Source organism: Pseudomonas sp. R4-39-08 (assembly GCF_003852275.1).
GTDB lineage: Bacteria > Pseudomonadota > Gammaproteobacteria > Pseudomonadales > Pseudomonadaceae > Aquipseudomonas.
This window is the reverse complement of record NZ_CP027733.1, coordinates 4,474,116-4,497,825: the sequence shown is the minus strand read 5'-3', so window position 1 is coordinate 4,497,825 and position 23,710 is coordinate 4,474,116. Positions and strand designations below refer to the sequence as shown.

Annotated in this window: 28 protein-coding genes and 1 pseudogene; 11 read left to right on the top strand and 18 right to left on the bottom strand. The window is 60.2% G+C overall.

Annotation, left to right across the window (positions count from 1 at the left end):
• Positions 1-8 precede the first annotated feature (8 nt).
• The 3 genes from C4J88_RS20755 to C4J88_RS20745 form a co-directional block, all read right to left on the bottom strand.
• Complete coding sequence (locus tag C4J88_RS20755; protein WP_124407997.1) at positions 9-644, bottom strand: glutathione S-transferase family protein; 636 nt, start codon at positions 642-644, stop codon at positions 9-11.
• A gap of 141 nt (positions 645-785) precedes the next feature.
• Entirely contained in the window at positions 786-1,214 is a 429-nt protein-coding gene (locus tag C4J88_RS20750) for a DUF6252 family protein (RefSeq protein WP_124407996.1), read from the bottom strand.
• Positions 1,215-1,383: 169 nt separating this feature from the next.
• The gene (locus tag C4J88_RS20745) at positions 1,384-1,623 is read right to left on the bottom strand and encodes a DUF6124 family protein (RefSeq protein WP_124368096.1); all 240 of its coding nucleotides are present in this window, start codon (positions 1,621-1,623) and stop codon (positions 1,384-1,386) included.
• Between the two features lie 417 nt (positions 1,624-2,040).
• Between C4J88_RS20745 and C4J88_RS20740 the strand changes: the two genes are divergently transcribed.
• On the top strand, positions 2,041-3,186 hold the full coding sequence (locus C4J88_RS20740) for a hypothetical protein (RefSeq protein ID WP_124407995.1): 1,146 nt from the start codon (positions 2,041-2,043) through the stop codon (positions 3,184-3,186).
• A 10-nt stretch (positions 3,187-3,196) separates the two neighbouring features.
• Here C4J88_RS20740 and C4J88_RS20735 read toward each other — a convergent pair whose 3' ends face one another.
• Positions 3,197-4,228: a LacI family DNA-binding transcriptional regulator gene (locus C4J88_RS20735; protein ID WP_164487747.1), complete on the bottom strand. Its 1,032-nt coding sequence runs from the start codon at positions 4,226-4,228 to the stop codon at positions 3,197-3,199.
• 212 nt (positions 4,229-4,440) lie between these two features.
• Between C4J88_RS20735 and C4J88_RS20730 the strand changes: the two genes are divergently transcribed.
• Positions 4,441-4,974: a gluconokinase gene (locus C4J88_RS20730; protein ID WP_124407993.1), complete on the top strand. Its 534-nt coding sequence runs from the start codon at positions 4,441-4,443 to the stop codon at positions 4,972-4,974.
• Between the two features lie 83 nt (positions 4,975-5,057).
• Positions 5,058-6,410 carry a GntP family permease gene (locus C4J88_RS20725; protein WP_124364092.1) on the top strand — a complete coding sequence of 451 codons (1,353 nt, stop codon included), beginning with the start codon at positions 5,058-5,060 and terminating at the stop codon, positions 6,408-6,410.
• 480 nt (positions 6,411-6,890) lie between these two features.
• Here the strand turns inward: C4J88_RS20725 and alaC are convergent, their stop codons facing one another.
• On the bottom strand, positions 6,891-8,108 hold the full coding sequence (alaC, locus tag C4J88_RS20720; protein ID WP_124364091.1) for an alanine transaminase: 1,218 nt from the start codon (positions 8,106-8,108) through the stop codon (positions 6,891-6,893).
• Positions 8,109-8,302: 194 nt separating this feature from the next.
• On the opposite strand from alaC, the gene C4J88_RS20715 reads away from it, so the two are divergent.
• On the top strand, positions 8,303-8,785 hold the full coding sequence (locus tag C4J88_RS20715) for a GyrI-like domain-containing protein (RefSeq protein ID WP_124364090.1): 483 nt from the start codon (positions 8,303-8,305) through the stop codon (positions 8,783-8,785).
• A 20-nt stretch (positions 8,786-8,805) separates the two neighbouring features.
• On the opposite strand, the gene C4J88_RS28145 is transcribed toward C4J88_RS20715, so the two are convergent.
• From C4J88_RS28145 to C4J88_RS20695, 4 genes and pseudogenes are all read right to left on the bottom strand, one after another.
• Positions 8,806-9,069 (bottom strand): hypothetical protein, encoded by a 264-nt coding sequence (locus tag C4J88_RS28145; protein WP_164487702.1) that lies wholly within the window; start codon positions 9,067-9,069, stop codon positions 8,806-8,808.
• Positions 9,044-9,292, bottom strand: a pseudogene (locus C4J88_RS28140) (HipA N-terminal domain-containing protein); the annotation flags it as partial. The gene C4J88_RS28145 and the pseudogene C4J88_RS28140, both read right to left, overlap by 26 nt.
• Entirely contained in the window at positions 9,285-9,539 is a 255-nt protein-coding gene (locus C4J88_RS20700) for a helix-turn-helix domain-containing protein (protein WP_124364088.1), read from the bottom strand. The gene C4J88_RS20700 and the pseudogene C4J88_RS28140, both read right to left, overlap by 8 nt.
• A 42-nt stretch (positions 9,540-9,581) precedes the next feature.
• Positions 9,582-10,100, bottom strand: a complete 519-nt coding sequence (locus C4J88_RS20695) for an N-acetyltransferase (protein ID WP_124407991.1) — start codon at positions 10,098-10,100, stop codon at positions 9,582-9,584.
• 148 nt (positions 10,101-10,248) lie between these two features.
• Between C4J88_RS20695 and C4J88_RS20690 the strand changes: the two genes are divergently transcribed.
• Genes C4J88_RS20690 through C4J88_RS20680 form a run of 3 tightly spaced genes read left to right on the top strand, consistent with a single transcriptional unit; the run spans position 10,249 to position 12,287 of the window.
• Entirely contained in the window at positions 10,249-10,668 is a 420-nt protein-coding gene (locus C4J88_RS20690; RefSeq protein WP_124407990.1) for a nuclear transport factor 2 family protein, read from the top strand.
• Between the two features lie 42 nt (positions 10,669-10,710).
• Positions 10,711-11,058 (top strand): YciI family protein, encoded by a 348-nt coding sequence (locus tag C4J88_RS20685; protein ID WP_124407989.1) that lies wholly within the window; start codon positions 10,711-10,713, stop codon positions 11,056-11,058.
• Positions 11,058-12,287: an RNA polymerase sigma factor gene (locus C4J88_RS20680; protein ID WP_124407988.1), complete on the top strand. Its 1,230-nt coding sequence runs from the start codon at positions 11,058-11,060 to the stop codon at positions 12,285-12,287. The genes C4J88_RS20685 and C4J88_RS20680 overlap by 1 nt, the downstream gene beginning before the upstream one ends.
• A gap of 1 nt (position 12,288) precedes the next feature.
• On the opposite strand, the gene C4J88_RS20675 is transcribed toward C4J88_RS20680, so the two are convergent.
• The gene (locus C4J88_RS20675) at positions 12,289-13,143 is read right to left on the bottom strand and encodes a LysR family transcriptional regulator (RefSeq protein WP_124407987.1); all 855 of its coding nucleotides are present in this window, start codon (positions 13,141-13,143) and stop codon (positions 12,289-12,291) included.
• Positions 13,144-13,231: 88 nt separating this feature from the next.
• Here C4J88_RS20675 and C4J88_RS20670 point away from each other — a divergent pair, with 88 nt between their 5' ends.
• Complete coding sequence (locus C4J88_RS20670) at positions 13,232-13,669, top strand: multidrug/biocide efflux PACE transporter (RefSeq protein WP_124407986.1); 438 nt, start codon at positions 13,232-13,234, stop codon at positions 13,667-13,669.
• An 11-nt stretch (positions 13,670-13,680) separates the two neighbouring features.
• On the opposite strand, the gene C4J88_RS20665 is transcribed toward C4J88_RS20670, so the two are convergent.
• Complete coding sequence (locus C4J88_RS20665) at positions 13,681-14,442, bottom strand: SDR family NAD(P)-dependent oxidoreductase (protein WP_124407985.1); 762 nt, start codon at positions 14,440-14,442, stop codon at positions 13,681-13,683.
• A 105-nt stretch (positions 14,443-14,547) separates the two neighbouring features.
• Between C4J88_RS20665 and C4J88_RS20660 the strand changes: the two genes are divergently transcribed.
• Positions 14,548-15,444: a LysR family transcriptional regulator gene (locus C4J88_RS20660; RefSeq protein WP_124407984.1), complete on the top strand. Its 897-nt coding sequence runs from the start codon at positions 14,548-14,550 to the stop codon at positions 15,442-15,444.
• A gap of 13 nt (positions 15,445-15,457) precedes the next feature.
• Here the strand turns inward: C4J88_RS20660 and C4J88_RS20655 are convergent, their stop codons facing one another.
• From C4J88_RS20655 to C4J88_RS20640, 4 genes are all read right to left on the bottom strand, one after another.
• Entirely contained in the window at positions 15,458-17,074 is a 1,617-nt protein-coding gene (locus C4J88_RS20655; RefSeq protein WP_124371630.1) for an inorganic phosphate transporter, read from the bottom strand.
• Positions 17,075-17,290: 216 nt separating this feature from the next.
• The gene (locus tag C4J88_RS20650; RefSeq protein WP_124364081.1) at positions 17,291-18,313 is read right to left on the bottom strand and encodes a transporter; all 1,023 of its coding nucleotides are present in this window, start codon (positions 18,311-18,313) and stop codon (positions 17,291-17,293) included.
• Positions 18,314-18,461: 148 nt separating this feature from the next.
• A complete protein-coding gene (locus C4J88_RS20645; RefSeq protein ID WP_124407983.1) occupies positions 18,462-18,770 on the bottom strand; it encodes a PepSY domain-containing protein in 309 nt (102 codons plus the stop codon).
• A 91-nt stretch (positions 18,771-18,861) separates the two neighbouring features.
• Entirely contained in the window at positions 18,862-20,013 is a 1,152-nt protein-coding gene (locus C4J88_RS20640) for a glycerophosphodiester phosphodiesterase family protein (RefSeq protein ID WP_124407982.1), read from the bottom strand.
• A gap of 232 nt (positions 20,014-20,245) precedes the next feature.
• Here C4J88_RS20640 and C4J88_RS20635 point away from each other — a divergent pair, with 232 nt between their 5' ends.
• Entirely contained in the window at positions 20,246-20,569 is a 324-nt protein-coding gene (locus tag C4J88_RS20635) for a DUF2025 family protein (RefSeq protein WP_124368078.1), read from the top strand.
• A gap of 572 nt (positions 20,570-21,141) precedes the next feature.
• On the opposite strand, the gene C4J88_RS20630 is transcribed toward C4J88_RS20635, so the two are convergent.
• Both C4J88_RS20630 and C4J88_RS20625 read right to left on the bottom strand, forming a co-directional pair.
• Positions 21,142-21,465, bottom strand: coding sequence for an antibiotic biosynthesis monooxygenase (locus tag C4J88_RS20630; RefSeq protein ID WP_124407981.1), 324 nt, complete (start codon positions 21,463-21,465; stop codon positions 21,142-21,144).
• Positions 21,462-22,169 (bottom strand): CTP synthase, encoded by a 708-nt coding sequence (locus C4J88_RS20625; protein ID WP_124407980.1) that lies wholly within the window; start codon positions 22,167-22,169, stop codon positions 21,462-21,464. The genes C4J88_RS20630 and C4J88_RS20625 overlap by 4 nt, the downstream gene beginning before the upstream one ends.
• A 79-nt stretch (positions 22,170-22,248) precedes the next feature.
• Between C4J88_RS20625 and C4J88_RS20620 the strand changes: the two genes are divergently transcribed.
• A complete protein-coding gene (locus C4J88_RS20620; protein WP_124407979.1) occupies positions 22,249-23,133 on the top strand; it encodes a LysR family transcriptional regulator in 885 nt (294 codons plus the stop codon).
• Here the strand turns inward: C4J88_RS20620 and C4J88_RS20615 are convergent.
• Positions 23,130-23,645, bottom strand: a complete 516-nt coding sequence (locus C4J88_RS20615) for a DUF1003 domain-containing protein (RefSeq protein ID WP_124371623.1) — start codon at positions 23,643-23,645, stop codon at positions 23,130-23,132. The two genes, C4J88_RS20620 and C4J88_RS20615, sit on opposite strands and share 4 nt — an antisense overlap.
• Positions 23,646-23,710: the final 65 nt, after the last annotated feature.

Below are 23,710 nucleotides of genomic sequence, written 5' to 3'. Positions count from 1 at the left end.
TGTCCTTGTTAATTATGGCCGTCGAGCGCGAAGGTCTTGAAGCCTGCATGCTGCCCGCCGAGTCGTTGGTAATACGCCGCGATGGCGGGGTAGGGCGGACGCTCCATGGGCGTCACTTGCCAGCGGTGTACCGAGAGGCCGATCAGGATATCGGCGAGGGTGAATTCATCGCCCGCTACGTAAGCGCCGGTCTTGGCCAACTGTTGTTCCAGAATGCCCATCACGCTGTTCCAGCGCTGCACGGCGGCGGCAATCTGTGCTGCGTCCAGGCCGTCGGGATTGTTACGCACCAGCGCGGTGAACGCATCGCCCCAGGCACGGTTGAGTTCGACCGCTTGCCAGTCGATCCATTGTTCGACGCGCGCCCGTGGCGCGGGCTCGACGGGCAGCAGGTCAGTGCGTTGATAGAGGCCGACCAGGTAGCGGCAGATGGTATTGGATTCCCACAGCACGCCATGGTCGTCGATCAGCACCGGCACCTGGGCATTGGGGTTCAAGGCGAGAAATTCGGGGGATTGGGTGGGCTTGAAGCCGATGCCCCAGTCTTCACGCACGTAGTCGATACCCAGTTCCTGGCAGGTCCACAGTACTTTTCGTACGTTAATGGAGGAGGCGCGGCCCAATATTTTCAGTGAATGTCCCATGGTGCTTCCTTGGCGATGACAAGGGGTTCAATTTAGCAGAGGCATGGGGTGGGGGGGCGAGGTTCTTGTCAGGCGTTGGCGTTAAGAGCTCTCTGGCAAGCGAAGGGCCCTTAGCGCGTCAAATGAATAAAAAATACTTCTTCAACGTGAAGGGCCAGTCAGATTAACAACACCGTTCGTTATCTTCATTTCCGGTTCACCTTCTTCCATGCCTGGCGCGTTGAAGTTAAACGTCCCCTCCAATAGCGAGTTGGCGAAATCAACACTGGATAGCGTGAAGGTTCCACTCTCCGCATAGTAGTTCCATCCAAATTCCGAGTAACGATGATAATAATAGGCAAACACTTTCTCGCCTCGTCCAATGTTGAAAGTTCCACAGGAGATATCTTTATCCAGGTAGATGAGTACAACTCGACCCCATGATCTGTCGTGGCCAACGATTACAAATTGGGTAGCGCTCGCGTCTTGAAGAGTCACTGACTCTGAGGTGAATGGGAGGGGGGTAATCGATATATTGCAGCCGATCACACCTTTGACGAACAGCGTTTTATTGGAGGTGAGCGAGTACATGGCAAGATCCTTTTCAGTGAGAATCAAGTGTCAGGAGATATCCTTGACGATGTACTTATAAGGCGCCCACCGGCGCTTGCCTACTGTCAAAGTTGACAGGTAAGGGGAGGAAAACAGCCATGTTTAGCATGGGGGGGCAGCCCCTCCCACATTTTGACCGAGTAGGGACTTAAGCGCGTGGTGTGTGTTGGTCCATGGCCTTGCCCACCAGCAAGACGCTCAGCTCGCTCAATTGGTGGATGGCCAGGGCTACGTCGCGTTGCTTGCCAGTGAGGTCATCGGACAGGTCGAGCAGCAAGGTGCTGACGGAGCACACGGTTTCGTAGCTGTTGATCAGCAGGGTTTCGGTAGAAATATCGGGGAAGACGGTGAAGAGGGTGTTTGGCGGCGTGTCGATTTCTTTGAACATTGCAATGCTCCTGGTTTAGGAGGTCCAAAAATGGGCTACTAAACCCGATCACCGAGAAATTCAGCGACCGGCAAACCTTAAAGACCGCCACCCCGTCACACAAGCCGGCGGATTCTGACGTAACCGTAGGTAATGGAGCAAGGCACTTGGCATGATGTCAGCCGCTTCCTATAGGCATCCTACGTGCGCGTGATCGTTCCTACGCCTTGCTTGGTACAGATCATGTGAACGCTTTACGAACAATGACATCCGGGCGTAGAAAATCAATGTGATAGCCATTAGTACGAACTAGGTTTGTAGGTGATATTTGTAGGTAGAGTCTGAAAACATAGTTTTTCAAGTTCTAGCTGTTGCTCTAGTAAAATTCCAAGGCGTAGTTTTTGTACTTCTGGCTTTTACGGTGCAGGAGATGCAGATATGTATCCAAGCAGAAAAGTTATAAGTGCCGCCGAACTGAAACGAGCCCTGACATTAGAGGATCTCACCGACCTCAACCCCGAGCCGCACGCAGTGCGACTATTGCTTGATCAAATTCTCCAAGGTCTGACCTCGCGTCATTGGCCTGACCCTCAGTGGCTGCAAGGGCCGCGTGTGGTTTCGGCCCACGATAACTACGGACTGCTCGGCTACGACACCTGCGAAATTACCCTGGGCAGTGCCCACACCCGTTGGGTCGATGACACCAGCCTGTTGCGTACTCAAACCACCAGTTTGATCCCGGCAGCGTTACAGCGAGCCAGTGAAAACCGCCAGACTGGGCAGATGAGGCTGTTGGCGGCGCCCGGCATGACATTTCGACGTGATAGCCGTGATCGCTGGCATTGCGCGGAACCGCATCAGATGGACCTGTGGGTATTGGGCGAGCCGCAGCTTGCTGAGCGGGACCAGCTACTGCGCCTGGTGGGAGACATCCTGGACATTGCGGTGCCCGCCATGGAATGGGTGTTCTCGGACAGCCCCCACCATTACACCGAAGGTGGTATCGAGGTGAACTTGATCCTTGATGGAGAACCGATCGAGGTGTTGGAGTGCGGGTGCATCGCCCGGTCGTTACTTGAACGCTTGAATATCGATCCGCACCACCACGGCGGCCTGGCTTTGGGGATGGGCCTGGATCGTTTGACCATGCTGCGCAAGGGCATTCCGGATATTCGACTCCTGCGTGATACCCATCCCCGCGTCAGGGCGCAAATGTTCGACTTGAAGCCGTGGCAGCCGATTTCTCGATTGCCTTCGATTACCCGAGACATTTCTCTTGCGGTGACGCCGGGGCAAAGCGAAGAAGTTATCACTGAGAAGATGCTGCTCGCCGCAGGTGAGGACGCAGCGTGGGTGGAAGAAATGCAGATCAAGGGGCGCTGGTCTCGAGATGAGTTGCCAGCGCAAGCAATCGCTCGCCTGGGGTTGTTGCCTGGGCAAGAGAACATCCTGCTTCGTATCGTGTTACGCGATTGCTCGCGATCCATCGGTTCGCGGGAGGCCAACGCGCTATACGAGCGTATCCAGGCAGCGTTGCACGAAGGCGCAGAGGGCGGCGGCTACAGGCTCCCTCCGTCCGACTAAGCGCGAGCCTTCACGTACTCTCCCGCACCTGCAACTCAAACCCCATATCCACCACCGGCTTGGCGATCCTGTTACCCGCCATGATCGTCAGCAAGTGCTCCGCCGCACGCCGGCCGATGGCTTCGCGGGGGGTGCTGATGCTGCTCAGGCGCGGCACCATGAAGGAGGATGCGGGCAAGTCGTTAAAGCCCAGCACCGCTACACGCTGCGGGATATTGATGCCGTGGCGCATGGCTTCGAGCAGGGCGCCCTGGGCCAGGTCGTCGTTGCCGAAGAAAATTGCGTCCACATCCGGATGGGCTGCGAGCAGTTGCAAAAACAGTTCGCCACCCAGGCCGACCGACGAAGGGCGCGGGGTCAGCAATTCCAGCGCCGGGTCATACAGGCCGGCGTTTTGCAGTGCTCGGCGGAAACCTTCGCCACGCAGCAACGTGCGTTGATCCAGTTGCGCGCCGATGTAAGCCAAGCGTTTGTACCCACGGGACAGCAGGTGCGCCGCCGCCGTCTCACCCGCCGCCAACTGCGAGAAACCCACGCAGTTCACTCCGGCATTCGGGTCCAGGTCCATCATATATACGCAGGGCACGTTGCTGGCCTCGACCATCCGTCGCGCGCTTTCGGTGCGGTCGAACCCGGTCAGCAGCAAACCTCGAGGCTGGTAGGCCATGTAGTTGCGCAGCAGGTTTTCTTCTTCGTCACGGGAATAGTGGAAGTTACCGATCAGTACTTCAAAGCCCTTGGGCCTCAGTACTTGATGAATGGCTTCCAATGTTTCAATAAACAGCAGGTTGGACAAAGACGGCACCAGCACCACTACCGAATGGCTCTGGGCCGACGCCAGCGCACGGGCAGCGGGGTTGACCACGTAGTTGAGTTCGGCGGCGGCTTGCTGGACTTTTTCCACCAGTTCGGCGGCGACGGTGCTGATACCGCGCAGGGCGCGGGAGGCGGTGATCGGGCTGACGCCGGCCAGACGGGCAACTTCATTCAATGTGGGGCGACCGGTGGTACGGGTATTTTTATCGTTCTTAGAGGTCATCAGGCGGCTTGCCAAACAAAAATCGAGGCACTAAGGTAGCGCTGTCTCCAAACGGCTGCAAATGCTTGAACGTTGGGTTGCCTGATCCCGTTCAAATGATTGGAGCGGATGCACGCGTCACTCCATAAAAAAAGACAAGACGGCGCGGGAAAAGCCTGTTTTTGCACTAGCCTTACGCTGTGCAAAGGTAGCGCTATCTGCGTCCTGAGGTGTTTATGAGTCAACCTGTTACTGCCCTGGTCATCATGGGTGTTGCCGGCTGTGGCAAAACCAGCGTCAGCGAGGCCCTGTGCCGCCTGAACGGCGCCACCGCCATTGAAGGCGACAGCTTTCACCCCGCCGCGAACATCGAAAAGATGAGCGCCGGCCACCCCCTCAACGACGACGACCGCGCCGGCTGGCTCGACATCCTCTGCGATGAACTGCGCCGTTCGCTCAAGGCCGGGGAGCATCCGGTGCTCACCTGTTCGGCCCTGAAAAAGAAATACCGCGACCACCTGCGCGAAGCCGCGCCGGGCCTGGGCTTTGTATTCCTGGAGCTGACCCGTGAAGTGGCCGCCGACCGCGTGTCCCATCGCCCGGGCCATTTCATGCCGGCCAGCCTGATCGACAGCCAGTTCGCCACCCTTGAATCGCCCAAGGGCGAGCCGCTGACCCTGGCTCTCAACGCCAGCGAAGACAGCGTCGAGAAGCTGGCCGAGCAGACCAACACCTGGTGGCTCGAGCACGGCTTTGAACCTAATCAGTAATTTTTTGCCGGAAAGATAGCGCTATCCCCGGCAGGAAGTTCAACACCCGCTTTAATAACAACAACAAACAGGAGAGACCCCCCATGTTTGGCATGTCCCACGAGTCATACCTGCTGCTAGACGCAGTAGTCACTATCATCGGGTTGATCATTCTGATCACCAAGTTCAAGGTGCACCCGTTCATTGCACTGATCATCGCGGCCGGTTTCCTCGGCCTGACCTCGGGCATGCCCGTGGACAAGATCATCAAGGCGTTCCAGGACGGGTTCGGCGGTGTGCTCGGCTTTGTCGGCATCATCCTCGCGCTGGGTACCATGCTCGGCAAGATGATGGCCGAATCCGGCGGCGCCGATCAGATCGCCCAGACGTTGATCCGCGCCTTTGGCAAGGACAAGGTCCAGTGGGCCATGATGTTCGCCGCGTTCCTGGTGGGCATCCCGCTGTTCTTCGAGATTGGCTTTGTGCTGCTGATCCCGCTGGTGTTTATCGTTGCGCGGCGTACCGGTGTGTCGCTGATCAAGATCGGTATTCCGCTGCTCGCCGGCCTCTCGGCAGTGCACGGCCTGGTGCCGCCGCACCCGGGCCCGCTGCTGGCCATCGGCGTGTTTGGCGCGGATATCGGCAAGACCATCCTGTATGGCCTGATCGTCGCACTGCCCACCGCCATTATCGCCGGCCCGATCTTCGGTACGTTCATCGCCAAGTACATTCCGGGCAATCCGTCCCAGGAACTGGTGGATCAACTGGCCCGCGAGACCGATAACAAATCGCTGCCAAGCTTCGGCATCACCCTGGTCACCGTGCTGCTGCCGGTGTTTTTGATGCTGCTCAAAACCTTCGCCGACATCGCGTTCGCCGAAGGCAACGTGGTGCGCAACTGGATGGACATGATCGGTCACCCGATCACCGCGCTGTTGCTGGCGTTGCTGCTGTCGCTGTACACCTTCGGCCATCGCCAGGGCATCCATTCCAAGCAGATCCTCAAACTGCTCGACGCCAGCCTTGCGCCGACCGCCGCGATCATCCTGATCATCGGTGCCGGTGGCGGCTTCAAGCAGATGCTGGTGACCAGCGGCGTGGGTGACGTGATCGGCCACATGGCGGTGAATGCGCAGATCAACCCGATCCTGCTGGCGTGGCTGGTGGCGGCGGTGATTCGTGTGGCAACCGGTTCGGCCACCGTGGCGACCATTACCGGCGCGGGCATCGTGGTGCCGGTGGTGGGCATGATCCCAGGGGTTAACCGCGAGCTGCTGGTGCTGGCGACGGGGGCGGGTTCGTTGATCCTGTCGCACGTCAACGACGCGGGGTTCTGGTTGGTGAAGCAGTACTTCAACATGACCGTGGCCGAGACATTCAAGACCTGGACGGCGATGGAGACCATTCTGTCGGTGGTGGCGCTGATCTTCATCATGTTGCTGTCGTTGGTGGTGTAGGCCACGCCACTGAAACTATGTGGGAGGGGGCTTGCCCCCGATAGCAGGGTGTCAGCCACTGCATGTGGTGGCTGAGTCACCGCCATCGGGAGCAAGCCCCCTCCCACAATTTTGACCGAGTCGGGCGCTGATCTTCATCATGCTGCTGTCGTTGGTGGTGTAAGCCACACCACCCAACAAAGCTGGAAACCCAATCAAATGTGGGAGGGGGCTTGCCCCCGATAGCAGGGTGTCAGCCACCGCATGTGGTGACTGATTCACCGCCATCGGGGGCAAGCCCCCTCCCACAATTTTGACCGAGTCAGGCGCTGATCTTCATCATGCTGCTGTCGTTGGTGGTGTAAGCCATACCACCCAACAAAGCTGAAAACCCAATCAAATGTGGGAGGGGGCTTGCCCCCGATAGCAGGGTGTCAGCCACTGCGTCGGGTGGCTGATTCACCGCGATCGGGAGCAAGCCCCTCCCACTTTTTGACCGAGTCAGACGCCAGGTTTTGCTACCAGCCCGTCCGCCCGGAACATCCCGCGAATTCCCCGCACCGCCTGGCGAATCCGGTCCTGGTTCTCAATCAGCGCGAAGCGCACGTGATCGTCGCCATACTCACCAAAGCCAATCCCCGGCGATACACACACCTTCGCCTCCAGCAGCAGTTTCTTGGCAAACTCCAGCGAGCCCATGGCGGCATACTGCTCGGGAATCTTGGCCCAGACATACATCGACGCCTTCGGATTTTCCACCATCCAGCCCAGCTCATGCAGACCCTTTACCAGCACGTTACGGCGCTGACGATACTGCTCGGCAATGTCTTTCACACACTGCTGATCGCCTTCCAGCGCCGCAATCGCGGCCACTTGCAGCGGAGTGAAGGTGCCGTAGTCGTGGTAGCTCTTGATCCGCGCCAGGGCGTTGACCAGTTCCGGGTTGCCCACCATGAAGCCGATACGCCAGCCGGCCATGTTGTAGCTCTTGGACAGGGTGAAAAACTCCACCGCAATGTCCTTGGCGCCGGGCACTTGCATGATCGACGGGGCTTTCCAGCCGTCGTAGACGATGTCGGCGTAGGCCAAATCATGCACCACCAGCACGTCGTACTGCTTGGCCAGGGCGATCACGCGCTCGAAGAAATCCAGCTCCACGCACTGCGCGGTGGGGTTGGACGGGAAGCCGAGGATCATCATTTTCGGCTTGGGGATCGAGCCGCGAATCGCCCGCTCAAGCTCAGCGAAGAAGTCCACGCCGGGCACCAGCGGCACCGAGCGCACTTGGGCGCCAGCAATCACGGCGCCGTAGATGTGAATCGGGTAACTGGGGTTGGGCACCAGCACGGTATCGCCCTGGTCCAGGGTGGCCAGCATCAAGTGCGCCAGGCCTTCTTTGGAACCGATGGTGACGATGGCTTCCGACTCGGGGTCGATGTCCACCTCATAACGATCTTTGTACCAACGCGAAATCGCCCGGCGCAGGCGCGGAATGCCTTTGGACGTGGAGTAGCCGTGGGTGTCTTCACGCTGGGCGACGGTGACCATTTTCTCCACGATGTGCGGGGGCGTGGCGCCGTCGGGGTTACCCATGCTCAAGTCGATGATGTCTTCGCCGCGCCGACGCGCAGCCATCTTCAGCTCGGCAGTGATATTGAACACGTAGGGGGGGAGTCGATCTATGCGCGCAAAGCGGCGCGGCGAACCTTGGTCTGCCATTGTTGCCTCGAGGTACGTAAGCGCCCGGAACCGTCCGAGCGACGTCGGCCACTGCGGTGGCCTGCGGGCAGACAATACGGTCGATGATGGCCAGTTGTCCAGATGCGTAGGAAAAATTTCCACATGGAGCGCGACGCGGATATGCCCCTATACTCGATGCGGGTTTGTTCCCTCATAAGAAGGAGACTGTTCGTATGGATCAGCAGACAAAACAACCGTTGGAACCACGCATGGAAGCCGGCAAGGCCATGGTGATCGCCGGCGTTCAGGGGCGCTATTCGAAGGCTACCGTGGGCGATATCCCCAATCTGTGGGAGTTGTTCGACACGTGCATCAAGGACATCAAAAAGCGCGTCGGCGGCGTGACGTATGGTGTTTGCCATAACCCCAAGCACGGCGAATTCGACTACATGGCCGGTGTTGAAGTCCCGACCAAGGGCGATGTGCCGAGCAATTTCCAGTTCATCGAAATTGCGCCGCTCAATTACGCCGTGTTCACGCATTACGGGCCTGTGCGGGCGCTGGAACAGACGTACGAGCGCATCATGTTCGAATGGCTGCCGCATTCGGGCTACAAGGTGATGGGCGCGGATTTCGAGCGTTATAGCGCGGACTTTGACGGGAAAAAGGGCACCGGGACGGTGGAAATCTGGCTGCCGGTTGGACAGAAAGCCTGAGAGCCAGAACCGGGGGCGACTCAGCCCCCGAAGCTATTTTGATAACCTTGAGCGGATTGACGTATGGCGCTCGCCACCTCAGGTGCCAACCGGCAGTAGTCATCTTCGCGCTTGAGCACCATTTCAAGGGTCTGCAACAGCGCCTGGATACGCTCCTCGGGATGTTCGACTTCGCAGGTCCTGGCAAATTCGAGGATGCCCAGGCGCGAGGCGAATAACGATTTATTTCCGCCCAGGTCCAATGCCAGTGAGTCTTCCGGGATGTAAGCGGTGGTGTTTGGCAAGGCGATTGCGCAGTTGCTCCAGCACGTAGCCTTCGGGCAAATTCATCTGAAAGATAGGGTGCAGGTCCCGGCGACGGTATTCTTCCGCGCGGACGGGCATCGACAGGCTGATTGCGCTGTCGGCTTTTGCGTTATCGCTATACCGGAACAAATAGTCAGCACCAACCAGCACGCTGCCGCTGTCCCCTTGAGGCGTATGAACGCGTAGCGTGGGGCTATTCATTGAACAAGTCCTCCAGTTCCTCCAGGGTCGGCAAGGTCACAGGCACCAATTTGAATTCGCTGCCCAAGGCGGCAACCACCCGAGCATAGGCATTCATCGAGACCGAGAGGCTGCCTTTTTCGATTTCGATCAGCTTTTGCCGGGTAATTCCGGCCAACTTCGCCAGATCCACCTGCTTATATCCGCGATTCAAGCGCATGGTGCGCAGCTGGACGCCGAGTCGTTGAGTAATTACAGAAGTGTCCATGTCGCGTATACATTACTTTGCTGTTGTTAAGTTATGTATACGTTACATTTTGGCGGTGTCAACACCGGGCTGACTAAACACCCATCTCAACCTGCGCTCATACCCAATCCTTCCCCTGTAAGCCTCACCGCTATCCACCCAACCGGCTGCCAGATACAACCCCATCGCCGCTTCATTGTCCGCATCCACCGACAATTCCAGTGCCTTGATCTGCGGCCACGCCTGTAGCGCCACCTCCGGCAGCGCCAGCAAACACGCCTTGCCAAACCCACGACCCTGCTGATGCCGATCAACCTGCAACGCATGCAGCGTCGCACTGTGTTCGTCGGCCCAATGGGGCAGGCAAGGTGGACGTTTGAGGAGCAGGAAGGCTACCGGTAGCTCGTCGGCGAGCAGGGCGAAGCCTTTGATAGCGTCGGGGTTGGGGTTGACCAGCAGGCTGTTCAGCGCGCAATAGATATCACCCGAATATGCCAGTTGTTCTGGATTGACTTCCAGGCCGTCGAGCTGCTGTTTTTGTACAGCATTCAGCGCCTGATAGGGGACGAGGCGGGTGTCCATGTGCGGCATATCCGAAATCCTACAAAGAGGGGCGGATTCTAGCGTTTTTGCCGGAGGCGACATTATTTTTGTGCGGACTGTCGATTTGCCTGCAGCGCGTTCGACTAAGGGTGTCTTCCGTATTTTCCAACCCCAAGGAGTCATCGCCATGAGCACTGCCATCAACAGCCTGATCGAGCAATGGAAGCACGCCGTCGTCAGCCGTGATGTCGATAAGATTGTCAGCTTTTACGCCGACGATATCGTCTCGTTCGACGCCGTGACCGCGCTGCAATTCAAGGGCAAGGCGGCCTATCGGGCGCACTGGGAAGCGTGCATGGAGCATTGCCCCGGCCCGGGTATTTTCGAGTTTCATGAGTTGCACATCGTGGAGGCGCAAGAGAGCGCGTTTGCCCATTGGCTCGCCCACTGCGGCGGCGCCGGGCCGGATGGCGAGGTGAAGGCATGCTGGATGCGCGTCACTGCCGGCTATCAGCGTATCGACGGTCAGTGGAAGGTGGTGCATGAACACTGGTCGGCACCTTTCGATATGCAAAGCGGCGCTGCGCTGTTCGACCTCAAGCCTTGAGCGTTGCGGACTATAGTCAGTCATCCGAACACGGAGAACGCCATGAAATACCTGTGCCTGATCTACAGCAACGAACAGGTGTTGCACACCTCACCCGAGAGCCCGGCTGACACCGAGTGTTTCGCTTACGCCGAGGCGATACAAAAAAGCGGCCGGATGCTCGCCGCCGAGCCGCTGGAATCGGTCAGCACCGCCACCACCGTGCGCATGCGCGATGGCAAGCTTTCGATCACCGACGGCCCCTTTGCCGAAACCAAGGAACAGCTCGCCGGGTTCTACCTGATCGAGGCCAAGGATTTGAATGAAGCCATCCAGGTGGCGGGTGGCATTCCGGCAGCGCGGGTCGGCAGTGTGGAAGTGCGTCCCGTGCGTGAATTGAACCTGGCGTGATGACGCATAACCTGCAGGTCGAGCGTATTTACCGCAGCGAATCACGCCGCGTACTCGCGACGCTGATTCGCCTGCTCGGTGATTTCGACCTGGCCGAGGAGGCCTTGCACGAGGCGTTTTTCGTCGCCGTGCAACGCTGGCCCCACGACGGCATACCGGATAATCCACGGGCCTGGCTGGTGTCGACCGGACGCTTCAAGGCCATTGACCGCTTGCGTCGCCAGGCGCGGTTTGCCCCGTTGTTGCAGGAGCAGGCGGATGCGCTGGAGGCGGCTGACTGGAGTGCTGAAGACGTGGAAGACGACCGCCTGCGCCTGATCTTCACCTGTTGCCACCCGGCCCTGGCGGCCGACGCCCAGGCGGCGCTGACCTTGCGTGAAATCTGCGACCTGAGCACCGAAGAAATCGCCCGCGCGTTTCTCGCCACGCCGGTCACCATCGCGCAACGCATCGTGCGGGCCAAGCACAAGATCCGTGACGCGAAAATTCCCTATCAAGTGCCGTCCCTGGCCGAGCTGCCCGGGCGCCTCGACAGCGTGCTGCGCGTGATTTACCTGGTGTTCAACGAGGGCTATTCGGCCTCCACCGGCGCCGACCTCACGCGCGAAGATTTGACCCGCGAAGCCATTCGCCTCGGCCGTTTACTGATGGAGCTGTTGCCGGAGCCCGAAGTCATGGGCTTGTTGGCGCTGATGCTGCTGCATGAATCGCGTCGGCCGGCGCGCACTTCGGCGAGCGGGGAACTGGTGTTGCTGAATGAACAGGACCGCTCGCTGTGGGACGCGTCCTTGATTGCTGAAGGCTGCGCACTGGTGGAACAGGCGCTGACGACACCGCGCTTCGGGTCGTATTGCCTGCAGGCGGCGATTGCCGCCGTACATGCTGAGGCGCCGAATGCAAAGACAACCGACTGGCCGCAGATAGTCGGGCTCTACGATGTCTTGCTTCGGGCCGTGCCGTCGCCGGTGATCGAGCTGAACCGGGCAGTGGCAGTGGCGATGGGGCAGGGGCCGTTAGCGGGCCTGGCGCTGGTAGACGGCATTCTGCAGCGCGGTGAGCTACAGGATTACCACTTGGCGCATTCGGCGCGGGGTGAATTCTGCCGACAGTTGGGGCGGGTTGATGAAGCGCGCGCCGCCTATGCGCGGGCGCTGACGTTGACCCGGCAAACCCCTGAGCAGCGCTTCCTCGAGCAACGCCTGGCCGAACTCCAAGCCCATCAACAGTGACTCACTCGAGCATCTTGCCCAGCAACCAACTGCCCGCCGGCCCCGGTGGGTTCTGTCGCGACCACACCGCATCCACCGCCACCGAGCGGGGCCAGCTGCGCACCTTGAGTTCAACCAATTGCCCACCGCCAAAACGCTCCACCAGCCAGCGCGGGATCGGAGCCCAGCCGAAGCCCAGTTGCGCCATCTCCATCAACATCAGGTAACTGGGGGCCGACCATACGCGCTGGGTGCCGCGGTTTTCATTGGGATTGATGATGCTCGCCAGGCGCAATTCCCGGTGCAGCTGCAGCGTCTGCGGGTGAACCTTGGCCAGGCATGCCAACGGGTGTTTACGCGAGACGAACAGCGCGATTTCGGTACGTTCTTCAACAGGGGCAAACGTCAGGTCCGGCGGGTAAACCTCCTGCTGTTCGATAAACGCGATGTGTGTGCGGCCACTTTGCACCAAGGCGATCAAGTCTTCGCATTCAGCGATCAGGCATTCCAACTCAAGGTCCGGGTAGCGTTGTTCAAAGGCGCTGAGGGCCACCTCGAAGTGGTCGGACTGGTAGGTATCGGACATGGCGATACTCAGCTTCGGCTCCAAGCCCTGGGCCAATTGGCTCGCCGCCAGCTCCAGCCGGCTACTGGCCTCCAGCACCTGCTCCGCACGCTGCAACAACACCTGGCCGGCCGGGGTCAGCGTGGGTTTGCGGCTGCTGCGGTCGAACAGCACCACGTCCAGGTCAATCTCCAGGCTCGCCACCGCCGCACTGATGGTGGACTGGCTCTTGCCCAGCTTACGCGCCGCCGCTGAAAACGAGCCTTGGGTCGCCGCCTGGACAAACGCCTGGAGCACTTCATGGGACGCCATGAGTATCGCCTTGATCGATGGTTATTGGTTATTAAGTATCGGCTCAAGGGGTAATCATGGCAACCAACGTCCTTCACGGAGTTGGGTCATGAACCCTACCAAGTCGATTACTGAACGCGTTCTGCAAGCCCTGGGTTTTGAGGGTTTGGCTTTGTTGATCTGTACGCCCTTGCTGGTCTGGGTGACCGGCCGGCCGGCCCTGGAAATGGGCGCGGTGACCCTGGGCATCAGCTTGCTGGCGCTGAGCTGGAACGTCATTTTCAACAGCGTCTTCGACCGCCTTAAAGTGCGCCTGCAACTGCCCGGCGGCGGCTGGACGCGGGTGCTGCACGCGCTGCTGTTCGAAGGTGGCCTGATCCTGCTGGCGGTGCCCTTGATTGCCGCCTTGATGAAGATCAGCCTGTTGGACGCCTTCATCCTCGATATCGGGGTGCTGCTGTTTTTCCTGCCGTACACCTACGTCTATCACTGGGGCTATGACGTGATACGCGACAGAATTGCCAGCAAGACCCTGATTTCCCTGTGAGCGCCAGGCGCCTACAGGAACATGCCGCCGGAAGCCTCAATGCGCTGGCCGGTGATCCAATGACTGCCATCGGCCAGCAGCAGCGCGATGGCGCCGCCAATGTCGTCGGGTAAACCGGCGCGGCCCAAGGCGGTGTTGTTGGCGACCATGGCATTGATGTCAGCGTTGTCGCGCACCGCACCACCGCCGAAGTCGGTTTCAATCGCGCCGGGGGCGAGGATATTGACGCTGATGTCACGTGCGCCCAGTTCCTTGGCCTGGTAGCGGGTCAGCACTTCCATCGCGCCTTTCATGGCCGCGTAGGCGGCGTAGCCCGGCAGGCTGAAACGCGCCAGGCCGCTGGACACATTGAGAATGCGCCCACCGTCGCGAATCAACGGCAACAGATTCTGTGTGAGAAAAAACGGCCCCTTGAAATGAATCGCCACCAGTTGGTCGAACTGGGCTTCGGTGGTTTCGGCAAAGCTTGCATGCAGGCCGATGCCGGCATTGTTGATCAGAAAATCAAAGCGGTCCTGTGCGAAAACATCCTTGAGCGCGCCGGTAACTTCATTGACGAACCCTGCGAACGTCGCGCTCTGGCTCACGTCCAGTTGCAACATGGCCGCGCGGCCGCCCAGCTGTTCGATCTGCGCCACTAACGCCTGGGCCTCATCGGCCTTGCTGTGGTAGGTACCGATGATATCGACCCCCTGGGCGGCAAGGTGCAGTGCAGCGCTTTTGCCCAAGCCGCGGCTGGCGCCGGTGATCAATGCGATTTTACGTGTGGTCATGCTGCAGTCCTCTGAGGTGGTAGTGGGACTGAGTGTATTTGTACGCCGGCAACGTGATAAACAGGGCTATATCGGAATCACTGGTCGGGCAAGGCGAACAATCCCATGAATAAACTGGAGCTGCTGCGCACGTTCGTGCGTGTCACCGAACTGTCGAGTTTCACCCAGGCTGGCGAGAGCCTTGGCCTGCCGCGCTCCACCGTGTCCGAGCAGGTGCGGACTCTAGAAGAACTGCTCGGTGCGCGCCTGTTGCAACGCACCACGCGCAGGGTGCAGGCCACCCAGGACGGCCGGGTTTTGTATGAGCGCAGCAAGGATTTGCTGGCGCATATGGAGGAACTGGAAGGGCTGTTCCGACAGGACGAAACCCAATTGGCCGGCAGCATCCGGGTGGACATGCCCAACGCGATGGCGCGCACCTTGATCGTGCCCAACTTGCCCCCGTTCATGGAGCGGCATCCGCTGATCGACATGCAGATCAGTAGCTCGGACCGCCAGGTGGACCTGATCGCCGAAGGCTTCGACTGTGTCGTGCGCGTGGGCGCCCAGCCCGATCAAAGCGTGGTGGCGCGGCGGGTGTGCAGCCTGCCCATGGTCAACTGTGTGAGCGCGGCGTATGTGCAGCGCTACGGCAGGCCCGAAACCCTGGCTGACCTTGAGCACCATCAACTGGTGCATTACGTACGCCCGCTGGGCGCACGCTCGGCGGGGTTCGAATACGTGCAAGGCGGCAAGGTGCAGCGGCTGCCGATGGCCGGGCGCGTGACCGTCAACAGCACCGATGCGTATCAAGCGGCGTGCCTGGGGGGCTTTGGCATCATTCAAGTGCCACGGCTGGGCATCTGCGAATTGTTGGTCAGCGGCGAGCTGGTGGCGGTGCTGCCGGATTACCCGGCGCCGCCGCTGGACGTGTCGTTGCTCTACGCCGGCCAGCGGCATTTGCCCTTGCGCGTGCGGGTGTTCATGGAGTGGCTGGCGGCCACGCTGCACGCGCATCTCTAGAGGCGAACGTGGCTCAGAACAGTTGCGTGAACAGCCAGTAAAGGCTGCCCGACAACACAATTGCCGCCGGCAACGTCAGCACCCAGGCCATCAGCAAATTGCGGATGGTGCGCATCTGCAAGCCGCCGCCGTTGGCCACCATGGTTCCCGCCACACCCGATGACAATACGTGGGTGGTCGACACCGGCAGACCGAACATGTCGGCCGCGCCGATGGTCAGCATCGCCACGGTTTCGGCCGAGGCGCCTTGGGCGTAGGTCAGATGGGTCTTGCCGATCTTTTCGCCCACCGTCACCACGATGCGCTTCCAGCCAACCATGGTGCCAAGCCCCAGGGCGATGGCCACCGCGATCTTGACCCACAGCGGGATGAAGCGCGTGGCGCTGTCGATCTGTTGCTTGAACAGCTGCAGCTTGTCTTGGGTGTCGGCGTCGAAACCGCCGACCTTGCCCTTGTCCATCAAGCGAATGGTTTCGCTGGTCAGGTACATGTCGTTACGCACGTTGCCCACCGCTTCAGCCGGTACCGCAGCCAGGGAGCCATAGCCTTTGACCTCGGCACCGATGTGGCCGGTGATGGCGGCGAGGGCGGGCACCAGTTCCGGGGTGGCTTCCTTGGTACGCACATAGGTCGACAAGGTTGCACGGGAGTCTGCGGGTGCCGGCTGCGGCACCGCCTTCACCAATGCGGCCTGGGTTACCTCGGCGACCGCCGCAAATTGCAGCGACTGGTCGGCGGGCATGGTGCGGTTCAGCGCGTAAGCCATCGGCAGGGTGCCCACCAGGATCAGCATGATCAGGCCCATGCCTTTTTGCCCATCGTTGGAGCCGTGGGCGAACGACACACCGGTACAGGTCACGATCAGCATGCCGCGAATCCACCATGGCGGCGGCGTATCGCCTTGGGGCGCTTTATACAGCGAGCGGTTTTTCACGAAGGCGCGCAGGGCCAGCAACAGCAAGGCGGCAAATGCGAAGCCGATCAGCGGCGACAACAGCAAGGCGTAGCCGATTTTGGTGGCCTGGCTCCAGTCGACACCGCTGGTGCCGTCGCGGCCATGCATCAAGGCATTCGCCACGCCCACGCCAATGATCGAACCGATCAGGGTGTGGGACGACGACGCCGGTAAACCCAGCCACCAGGTGCCGAGGTTCCACAGGATCGCGGCGATCAGCAGGGCAAAGATCATGGCGAAGCCGGCCGATGAACCCACCTGCAGGATCAGCTCGACCGGCAGCAGCGCGATGATGCCGAACGCCACTGCGCCGCTGGAAAGCAGCACGCCGAGAAAGTTGAAAAAGCCCGACCACACCACCGCGAAATGCGGCGGCAGCGAGTTGGTGTAGATCACCGTCGCCACCGCGTTGGCGGTGTCGTGAAAGCCGTTGACGAATTCGAAGCCCAGGGCGATCAACAGCGCCACGCCGAGCAGCAGGAACGGTGTCCAGGTGGTAACCACCGTGCCCAGTTCGTGCATGTCATGCATCAGGCTATAGGCGGTGAACAACAGGCCCATGGCGAGTACGGCGAAGAACATGATCACCGTCACCAGGCCGGGCTTGGTGTCCAGGCGGGGTGCGGAGGCGGTGGGTGAGGCGTGGGGCGAGGCAGTCAGGGAAGGGGTGGCCATGCCGGAGCATCCAGTGTGATGAGGATGTCGCCCATGATCATTGCAGAATGTTACAGAGATGCTGCGGCAGGTCAGTGTTTAATGGATATGCGGGTGCCGCTGGTCTATTAGGCACCGCCAAAACCGCGCACGGGGACGCAGAGCGTCACGGGCTGAATTCCCACGCGGGAGCGTGGGAACGATCGTCACGATCGTCACGATCGTCACGATCGTCATTCAGTAATCCTTGCGCTTCCTGAATGCCCAGCGCCCGGCGATCAAGGTGAAGGTCGCCACCAGCGCTACCAGGATCCAGAAGCCCTCCGGATCGGTGGACAGCGGTACGCCACCCACATTCATGCCAAAAAAACCGGCGATGATATTGATCGGCAGCGCCAGCACCGTCACCACCGTGAGGGTGAACAGGGTGCGGTTGCTCTGTTCGTTGAGGTTGGCGGCGATCTCTTCCTGCAACAATTTGATGCGCTCGCCCAGGGCCGTCAGGTCGTTGATGATCAGCGCGAACTCTTCGGTGGATTTGCGCAACTCCTTCACGTCTTCCTTTTGCAGCCATTGCGGCGGCCGGTTGAGCAGGCGCAACAGCGAGCCCGGTTCCAGCGCCAGCAGGCGTTGCAAACGCACCAGCACGCGGCGCGCGGCACCGAGTTCGGCGCGGTTGGTGGACAGGCGCGAGGACAGCAACTGGTCTTCGATCTGGTCGACGCTGAGGCTGGTCTTGCGCACGATTTGCGTCAGTACTTCGCCCTGGTCGCGCAGCAGGTGCACCAGCAATTCCAGCGGCGAGCGGAAGCGCTCGCCGGCCTTCACCGACGAGCGCAATTTATCCACCGAATGCAGCGGTTGCAGGCGCGCACTGATCAGCAGGCGACTGCGCGCGCACACCCACAGCGTGGAAATGTCCGACGACACCATGCTGCTGAAGTTGAATACCACGTCGTTGACCACCGCCAACAGGGCGGAATCGACGTGCTCGATGCGCGTGGAGCGCGAGCCTTCGTGCAATGCTTCGAAAAACTCTTCGGGCAATTCCAGGTGGGCCTGCATCCAGCGCTCACAGGCGGCGTGGGCCAGGTTCAGGTGCAACCAAAGAAATGCTTGCGGATCGCCGGGTTGTTGCAGGTACGCAAGCGCGGTGGCCGAGTCAATCTGCTCGCCCTTTTCGCCGGGCAGAAAGCGGAAACCGTAAAGCAGGCCAAACAGATCGGGATCCTGATGGGCGTGATCGATGCTGTGGTTCATGGAGGCTCGCAGACAAAGCGCCTGTAGGACGTTTCACAGGTTCGCATGCGCGAATCATTGCAAGGCGCGATGACGGTTATGTGACGGTTTGGCGAGCGCCCATAAAAAAACGCGCCACCCGAAGGTGGCGCGTTTTTTGAGTTTGAACTCAGGTGTCTAGTTTGTCTTCCAGCACGGCGCCTGTTTTGGCGTCGAGCTTCACTTCCCATTTCTTGCCGGTGGTGTCGGTCAGGTCCACTTCGTAGACCAATACGCCGCTGTTGTTGTGGTCCAACTCGGTGTCGTTGATCGTTGCGCCAGCGTGTTTGGCGGTGGCCGCAGCGTTCAACTGATCGAATGGCTTCACGGCACCGGACTTGAGCAGACCTTCAATTTGATCCGGACGAACATCAGCCTGTGCCAAACCGGCAGTCAGAGTCAGGGCAGTGGCGGCGAACAGAGTGGTCAAGGTTTTCATGGTGTGTGTCCTTCTGGTTGAACTGTTTAAGTGGCGCCAGATTAACCGGCGCAACTTAACTCATGCTTAATGGCTGACTGCCACAAACGCCTCAGTACTTATGGTCGTTCAGCAGGTCCTGCACGCTGGACGACGGCCAGCGCTTGTAAAACTTCAGCAGTTCGGCAGCGCGGTTGGTAAAGATGCCATCGGCGCCGGCCTTCATCACCTTGTCGAAGTCCACTGGCTCATCCACGGTGTACACATGCACCAGCAGGCCCTTGTCGTGGGTCAGCTTGTTCATTTCAGGCTTGACCAGGTCGGTGTAGCTTTGGTCGCCGTGGTCGGTCAGCTCCGCCGAAGGGCCGGTGCCGATGGCGCCGAGGCTCTTGGCCTGGTCGACCCATTTTTCGAACTCGGCCGCATCCTTTGGTTCCTGCTTGGCGTAATAGGCGGCTTTGGTCGGCTCGCCGGACTCGGCAAAGGGCACTTTGGACTTCGGTTCGATGCTGCCTTCACCGACCCACAACAGCAGGATCTTCGGCGTGTTGGGCATTTCTTTCTGCAGTTCTTTCAGGCTGTCCACCTCGAAAGTCTGCAGCACCACGCGGCCCTTGCCTTGGCCGACACCGGTGTTGCTCTTGCCCAGCTTGGAGCCGGCGGAACTCAACCAGCCCTTGTCCAGCAGCTTGTTTTTCAGGTCGGCCTCGATGCCCGGAAATTGCTTGGGCTCCTTGGTCTCGATGTACAGGCCGGGTTTGTGTTGCGGATTGCCTTCGGCGATTTTGATGATGTCATCCAGGCTCTGGATTTTCAGGCCGACGAAACCAGGGCGCGCGCGGTCCGGGTAGGCGGCGTTGAACCAGCTGCCGGCGTCGAGGGTTTGCAGCTCTTTCCAGGTGAATTCGTTGGCCGGCGCGTCTTTGCGCTCGGGGAACTTAGTCGCCACGTCGGTGGTGCGTTGCAGGTTGTTGTCGTGCAGGGCGAACAATACGCCGTCCTTGCTGCGCTGCAGGTCCAGTTCCAGGTAGTCGGCGCCCAGGTCGCGCGCGACCTTGTAAGCGGCGGCGGTGGACTCGGGGGCGTCATAGGAAGCGCCACGGTGGGCGATCACGGCAGGGTAGGGAATGCCTTCGTTTGTCGCCAATTCAGCCGGGCTGATGGGGTCGGCAGCCTGTGCAGGGCCAAGGCCGAGCATCAGCGCCAGCAGCAAGGTACTCCCTAGCGTGGCGTGCACCGGGCCTTTGGTTAACGTGACAGGCATAAGCGAAGTCCTTTCGTGGAGGTGACTTTGAGAAGGTGTCCTTTTTAGCAATTGATTGCGAAAGGCGCTATCACCAAACCGACATTAACGTGCGCGCGGGCCAATTTTGTGAATTTTTTTGTGACGCATTGCAGTACCCTTAGCCGAAGCTGCCCCGTTAGAGGACGGTATTTTCTGCCACGCGTGTAAACCATCTTTCCAGTCCCAGTAGGACTTTTCAGTGAGGTTTACCATGCGCATCACTTCCGAACTTATCTGCCAGGCCGCCGACCAACTCCACGGTTTTGTCGGCCTGAACCGCAAGACGGGCCAGTACATCGTACGTTTCAGCGAAGATGCCTTCGGCATGGACGTGGCCGATGACGGCATCATCCCCACAGCCGAGTTCGTCTGGGAACCGGCTGCCGACCACAGCATGATCCTGTCCCGCGCGCGCATTCAGTTGCTGCTCGCACAAAACATTGACGATCGCATCAACATCAGCGAACCGCTGCGGGTGTATATGCGCCGGATTGAGATCCCGCAGATCAGTGCGTTGCGTAGTTTGGTCAGTTAAGCGCAGGCCATTTGCAGCGTAGGTATCTACACAACTTTGGCGTAGTCCTGAACCTGTGGCGAGGGAGCTTGCTCCCGTGGCGACCTGGCGGCCTATAGCTATCTGACTGATGCCGCGCGATCCAAATGTGGGAGGGGCGGTGCGACGATTCGACTTGCTCCCGATGGCGGCCTGACAGCCGACCAGGATGCTGGATCAGGGCGAGTACATATCCGTTGCTGCGGTAACGGCTGCTATGGGTTCCGCCCTTACGGCGTCTCACTTTTGAAAAGCGCAAAAGTAAGCAAAACGCTCTTGCCCCACCACTCGGCACCTCGCTTAGGCTCGGTGTGCCCGTAATCCGACATTGATTTGGGGGGCCGCCGCCACGCGCCATCCATGGCGCGGGGCGGCTAAACCGGCATCCCTGCCGGTTTACCCCCCAAATCACTGTCGAATTCCGGCCAGCGTGGTTTAACGGGGCGCTTAAGAGCAAGAGCAAGAGCAAGAGCAAGAGCGGCTCGCTTCGCATCGTGGTTACCGTAGGCTGCTACACACTTGTGTAGATACCTATGCATTTTGCAGACGCACGATCATTCAGCGTGGAAGCTATAGGCCCGCTCCACCTTGCACACGCGGGTAAGAAACGCTGTGTACCAGAGGGAGCGCCCTTGCTCGCGCACCTGCTGATGTTCGGCCTGCTGTTTCCAGGCCAGGATCGCCGCTTCGCTGCTCCAATAAGACACGGTGATCCCCAGGCCTTCTTCCCGCGCCGATTCCACGCCCAGAAATCCCGGCTGTTCATGCGCCAGTTCCAGCATACGCGCGGCGGCCTGACCGTAGCCCTGGTCGCCAGCGGTGCGCAGTGAGCTGAAGATTACCGCGTAGTAGGGCGGCGCCGGTGTCTTGGCGATCATGCCGAGGCCTCCTGGCACGCCGTGAGCAGGGCAATTGCCAGCGGCGGCGTGATGCCTTTGAGGGCGGTGCGTTCGGGTTGGAACAGGGTGGCGACGAAAAACGGGTGGTTCAGCAGCTCCACCGCTCGAAGGTCGTTTGCAGCGTCGTGACCGCTGGCAATCATCTCTCCTTCAAGCAGTGCATGAGCGAACTCGGGGTTGATGCCGTAGCGGCACCGATAACCTTCGTGGATATCCACGCTGCCATAGGCTTGCGCGATACGGGTGTAGGGCTCCAGGCGCACGGTGTCGTCGGCCTCCACCAACGCACAACTCAACGGCGTGATGACGGCACGTTTAGCGCCCGGTACCAACTCGCCGTGTTCGGCATCCGCCCAGCCCAGCACGTTGCGGGCATATTCCAGCACCGCGTGTTGAAAACCACCGCAAGTGCCGAGGAAAGGTCGCCGCTGTTCGCGGGCGAACCGGATGGCTCGCAGTGCGCCTTCGGTGTCGCGGTACGGGCTGGCGGGCACGCACCAGAAACCGTCGAACCCGTGCAGCGAGGCCGTGGAGGTGATGGCGTCGGTGTCGAGCCATTGCACCTTGACGCTCAGCTTCAAGGCTTGGGCTGCTTGTTGCAGCGCCACGGGAATGGCCTGGTGCGCAATCACGTCAGGGTTGTAATCGCCGATCAGAGCGAGGTGCAGCGGGGCGTCTTTCATCGTGTGATCCCATGGCTTGTGGTGTCCTCAGGGGCACTATAGATTGGCGCTCACGCAATCAATATTGGCATTTGCCCACATGCTCAATGCAGCCGTGCACTATCAAGTCGACTATAACGATCTGTCGCTGGTCCTCGCCCTGGTTCGCGGCGGCACCCTGGCGCGGGCTGCCGGGCTGCTGCGGGTGGATGTGTCCACGGTGTTCCGGGCGGTGCGGCGCCTGGAAGCTGCTCTTGGCCAGACGTTGTTTGAAAAAAACCGTGCCGGTTATCTGCCCACCGGATTGGCCACCCACTTGGCGCAACAGGCCGAGCGCGCAGAACTTGCCCTGGAGGCCGCGCGCATCGGTGTGGAGCAGGGCGGGGAAGTGATCAGCGGCACGGTGCGCCTGACCTGCACCGACGCTGTGCTGCAAGGTCTGCTGTTGCCGGCCCTGGCCAGGTTCATGGCGAATTATCCGGCGTTGATCCTGGAACTGAGCACCTCCAATGATTTCGCCAACCTCAGCCGCCGCGATGCCGATATCGCGCTGCGTCTGACCAGCAAGCCGCCGGAGCATCTCGTCGGACGTTGCCTGGGGACGGTGACGTATCAGGTGTGCGCCAGCGCCGACTATGCTCTTCGGCATGCAGGCCAGGAACTGGCTGACCTGGCCTGGATCGCGCCGGACGACTTTTTACCCGACCACCCCACAGTGGCCTGGCGCCGTGAGCATCTGCCGGGCGTGCGTCCCGGTTATCGTTGCAACAGCATGCAGTCGGTGACCGAGTTGGTGCGCGCCGGGCTGGGGGTGGCGGCGCTGCCGGATTTTCTGATAGGCGATGGCCTGCAACCACTGGGCTGCGCATTGGCAGGGCATGACACGGCGCTGTGGCTGTTGACGCGCCCCGACTGCCGGGCGTTGCGTTCAGTGGTGACCCTGTTTGATGAGCTGGGGCGACATGTAAGCGGGTTGCGCAATTAGGTTTTACGCACAAATTGCTCATGTATTTCGCACGTCAGGGTTTCGATCCGTTCGGTCAGCTGTTTAGTCATTTCCGTCAGCCGCGTGTTCTGTTCCAGTAGCTCCAGCAACTGTTTGGTGGTTTGTGCGGCCTGGGCCTGGCGGGCGGTGTTGGCGGTGGCCAGGGCTTCGCGGTGTTGTGCGTCGGCGTCGGACTGGGCTTTGTCGCGCGCAGCCTGGCGCGTCTGGGCCAGCAGGATCAACGGCGCGGCGTAAGCGGATTGCAGGCTGAATGCCAGGTTGAGCAGGATGAATGGGTATACATCGAAGTGGGTGATGCCGGTCGCGTTCAGCACCACCCACAGCACCACAATGGCGGTTTGCGCGCCGAGGAAGGTCGGTGTGCCAAAGAACCGCGCAAAGGCTTCGGCCTTGAGAGCAAAGGTATCGTTGCCAAAGGTCGGCGCCAGGTGGGCGTGATGTCGGTGGAAGCGCAAGGGGTCGACAGGGGTTGGGTCAGGTTTATCGGTCATGGCGGGCTCGAGTCGGTGGCGTGAGGCATCACGCACTATAGACCCAGCCCTCGGCCCGCACATGA

Bases quoted from the DNA above. Each gene is read 5' to 3' on its own strand.
- C4J88_RS20755 (WP_124407997.1), bottom strand. From the start codon at position 644: ATGGGACATTCACTGAAAATATTGGGCCGCGCCTCCTCCATTAACGTA.
- C4J88_RS20750 (WP_124407996.1), bottom strand. From the start codon at position 1,214: ATGTACTCGCTCACCTCCAATAAAACGCTGTTCGTCAAAGGTGTGATC.
- C4J88_RS20745 (WP_124368096.1), bottom strand. From the start codon at position 1,623: ATGTTCAAAGAAATCGACACGCCGCCAAACACCCTCTTCACCGTCTTC.
- C4J88_RS20740 (WP_124407995.1), top strand. From the start codon at position 2,041: ATGTATCCAAGCAGAAAAGTTATAAGTGCCGCCGAACTGAAACGAGCC.
- C4J88_RS20730 (WP_124407993.1), top strand. From the start codon at position 4,441: ATGAGTCAACCTGTTACTGCCCTGGTCATCATGGGTGTTGCCGGCTGT.
- C4J88_RS20725 (WP_124364092.1), top strand. From the start codon at position 5,058: ATGTTTGGCATGTCCCACGAGTCATACCTGCTGCTAGACGCAGTAGTC.
- alaC (WP_124364091.1), bottom strand. From the start codon at position 8,108: ATGGCAGACCAAGGTTCGCCGCGCCGCTTTGCGCGCATAGATCGACTC.
- C4J88_RS20715 (WP_124364090.1), top strand. From the start codon at position 8,303: ATGGATCAGCAGACAAAACAACCGTTGGAACCACGCATGGAAGCCGGC.
- C4J88_RS20700 (WP_124364088.1), bottom strand. From the start codon at position 9,539: ATGGACACTTCTGTAATTACTCAACGACTCGGCGTCCAGCTGCGCACC.
- C4J88_RS20695 (WP_124407991.1), bottom strand. From the start codon at position 10,100: ATGGACACCCGCCTCGTCCCCTATCAGGCGCTGAATGCTGTACAAAAA.
- C4J88_RS20690 (WP_124407990.1), top strand. From the start codon at position 10,249: ATGAGCACTGCCATCAACAGCCTGATCGAGCAATGGAAGCACGCCGTC.
- C4J88_RS20685 (WP_124407989.1), top strand. From the start codon at position 10,711: ATGAAATACCTGTGCCTGATCTACAGCAACGAACAGGTGTTGCACACC.
- C4J88_RS20680 (WP_124407988.1), top strand. From the start codon at position 11,058: ATGACGCATAACCTGCAGGTCGAGCGTATTTACCGCAGCGAATCACGC.
- C4J88_RS20675 (WP_124407987.1), bottom strand. From the start codon at position 13,143: ATGGCGTCCCATGAAGTGCTCCAGGCGTTTGTCCAGGCGGCGACCCAA.
- C4J88_RS20670 (WP_124407986.1), top strand. From the start codon at position 13,232: ATGAACCCTACCAAGTCGATTACTGAACGCGTTCTGCAAGCCCTGGGT.
- C4J88_RS20665 (WP_124407985.1), bottom strand. From the start codon at position 14,442: ATGACCACACGTAAAATCGCATTGATCACCGGCGCCAGCCGCGGCTTG.
- C4J88_RS20660 (WP_124407984.1), top strand. From the start codon at position 14,548: ATGAATAAACTGGAGCTGCTGCGCACGTTCGTGCGTGTCACCGAACTG.
- C4J88_RS20655 (WP_124371630.1), bottom strand. From the start codon at position 17,074: ATGGCCACCCCTTCCCTGACTGCCTCGCCCCACGCCTCACCCACCGCC.
- C4J88_RS20650 (WP_124364081.1), bottom strand. From the start codon at position 18,313: ATGAACCACAGCATCGATCACGCCCATCAGGATCCCGATCTGTTTGGC.
- C4J88_RS20645 (WP_124407983.1), bottom strand. From the start codon at position 18,770: ATGAAAACCTTGACCACTCTGTTCGCCGCCACTGCCCTGACTCTGACT.
- C4J88_RS20640 (WP_124407982.1), bottom strand. From the start codon at position 20,013: ATGCCTGTCACGTTAACCAAAGGCCCGGTGCACGCCACGCTAGGGAGT.
- C4J88_RS20635 (WP_124368078.1), top strand. From the start codon at position 20,246: ATGCGCATCACTTCCGAACTTATCTGCCAGGCCGCCGACCAACTCCAC.
- C4J88_RS20630 (WP_124407981.1), bottom strand. From the start codon at position 21,465: ATGATCGCCAAGACACCGGCGCCGCCCTACTACGCGGTAATCTTCAGC.
- C4J88_RS20625 (WP_124407980.1), bottom strand. From the start codon at position 22,169: ATGAAAGACGCCCCGCTGCACCTCGCTCTGATCGGCGATTACAACCCT.
- C4J88_RS20620 (WP_124407979.1), top strand. From the start codon at position 22,249: ATGCTCAATGCAGCCGTGCACTATCAAGTCGACTATAACGATCTGTCG.
- C4J88_RS20615 (WP_124371623.1), bottom strand. From the start codon at position 23,645: ATGACCGATAAACCTGACCCAACCCCTGTCGACCCCTTGCGCTTCCAC.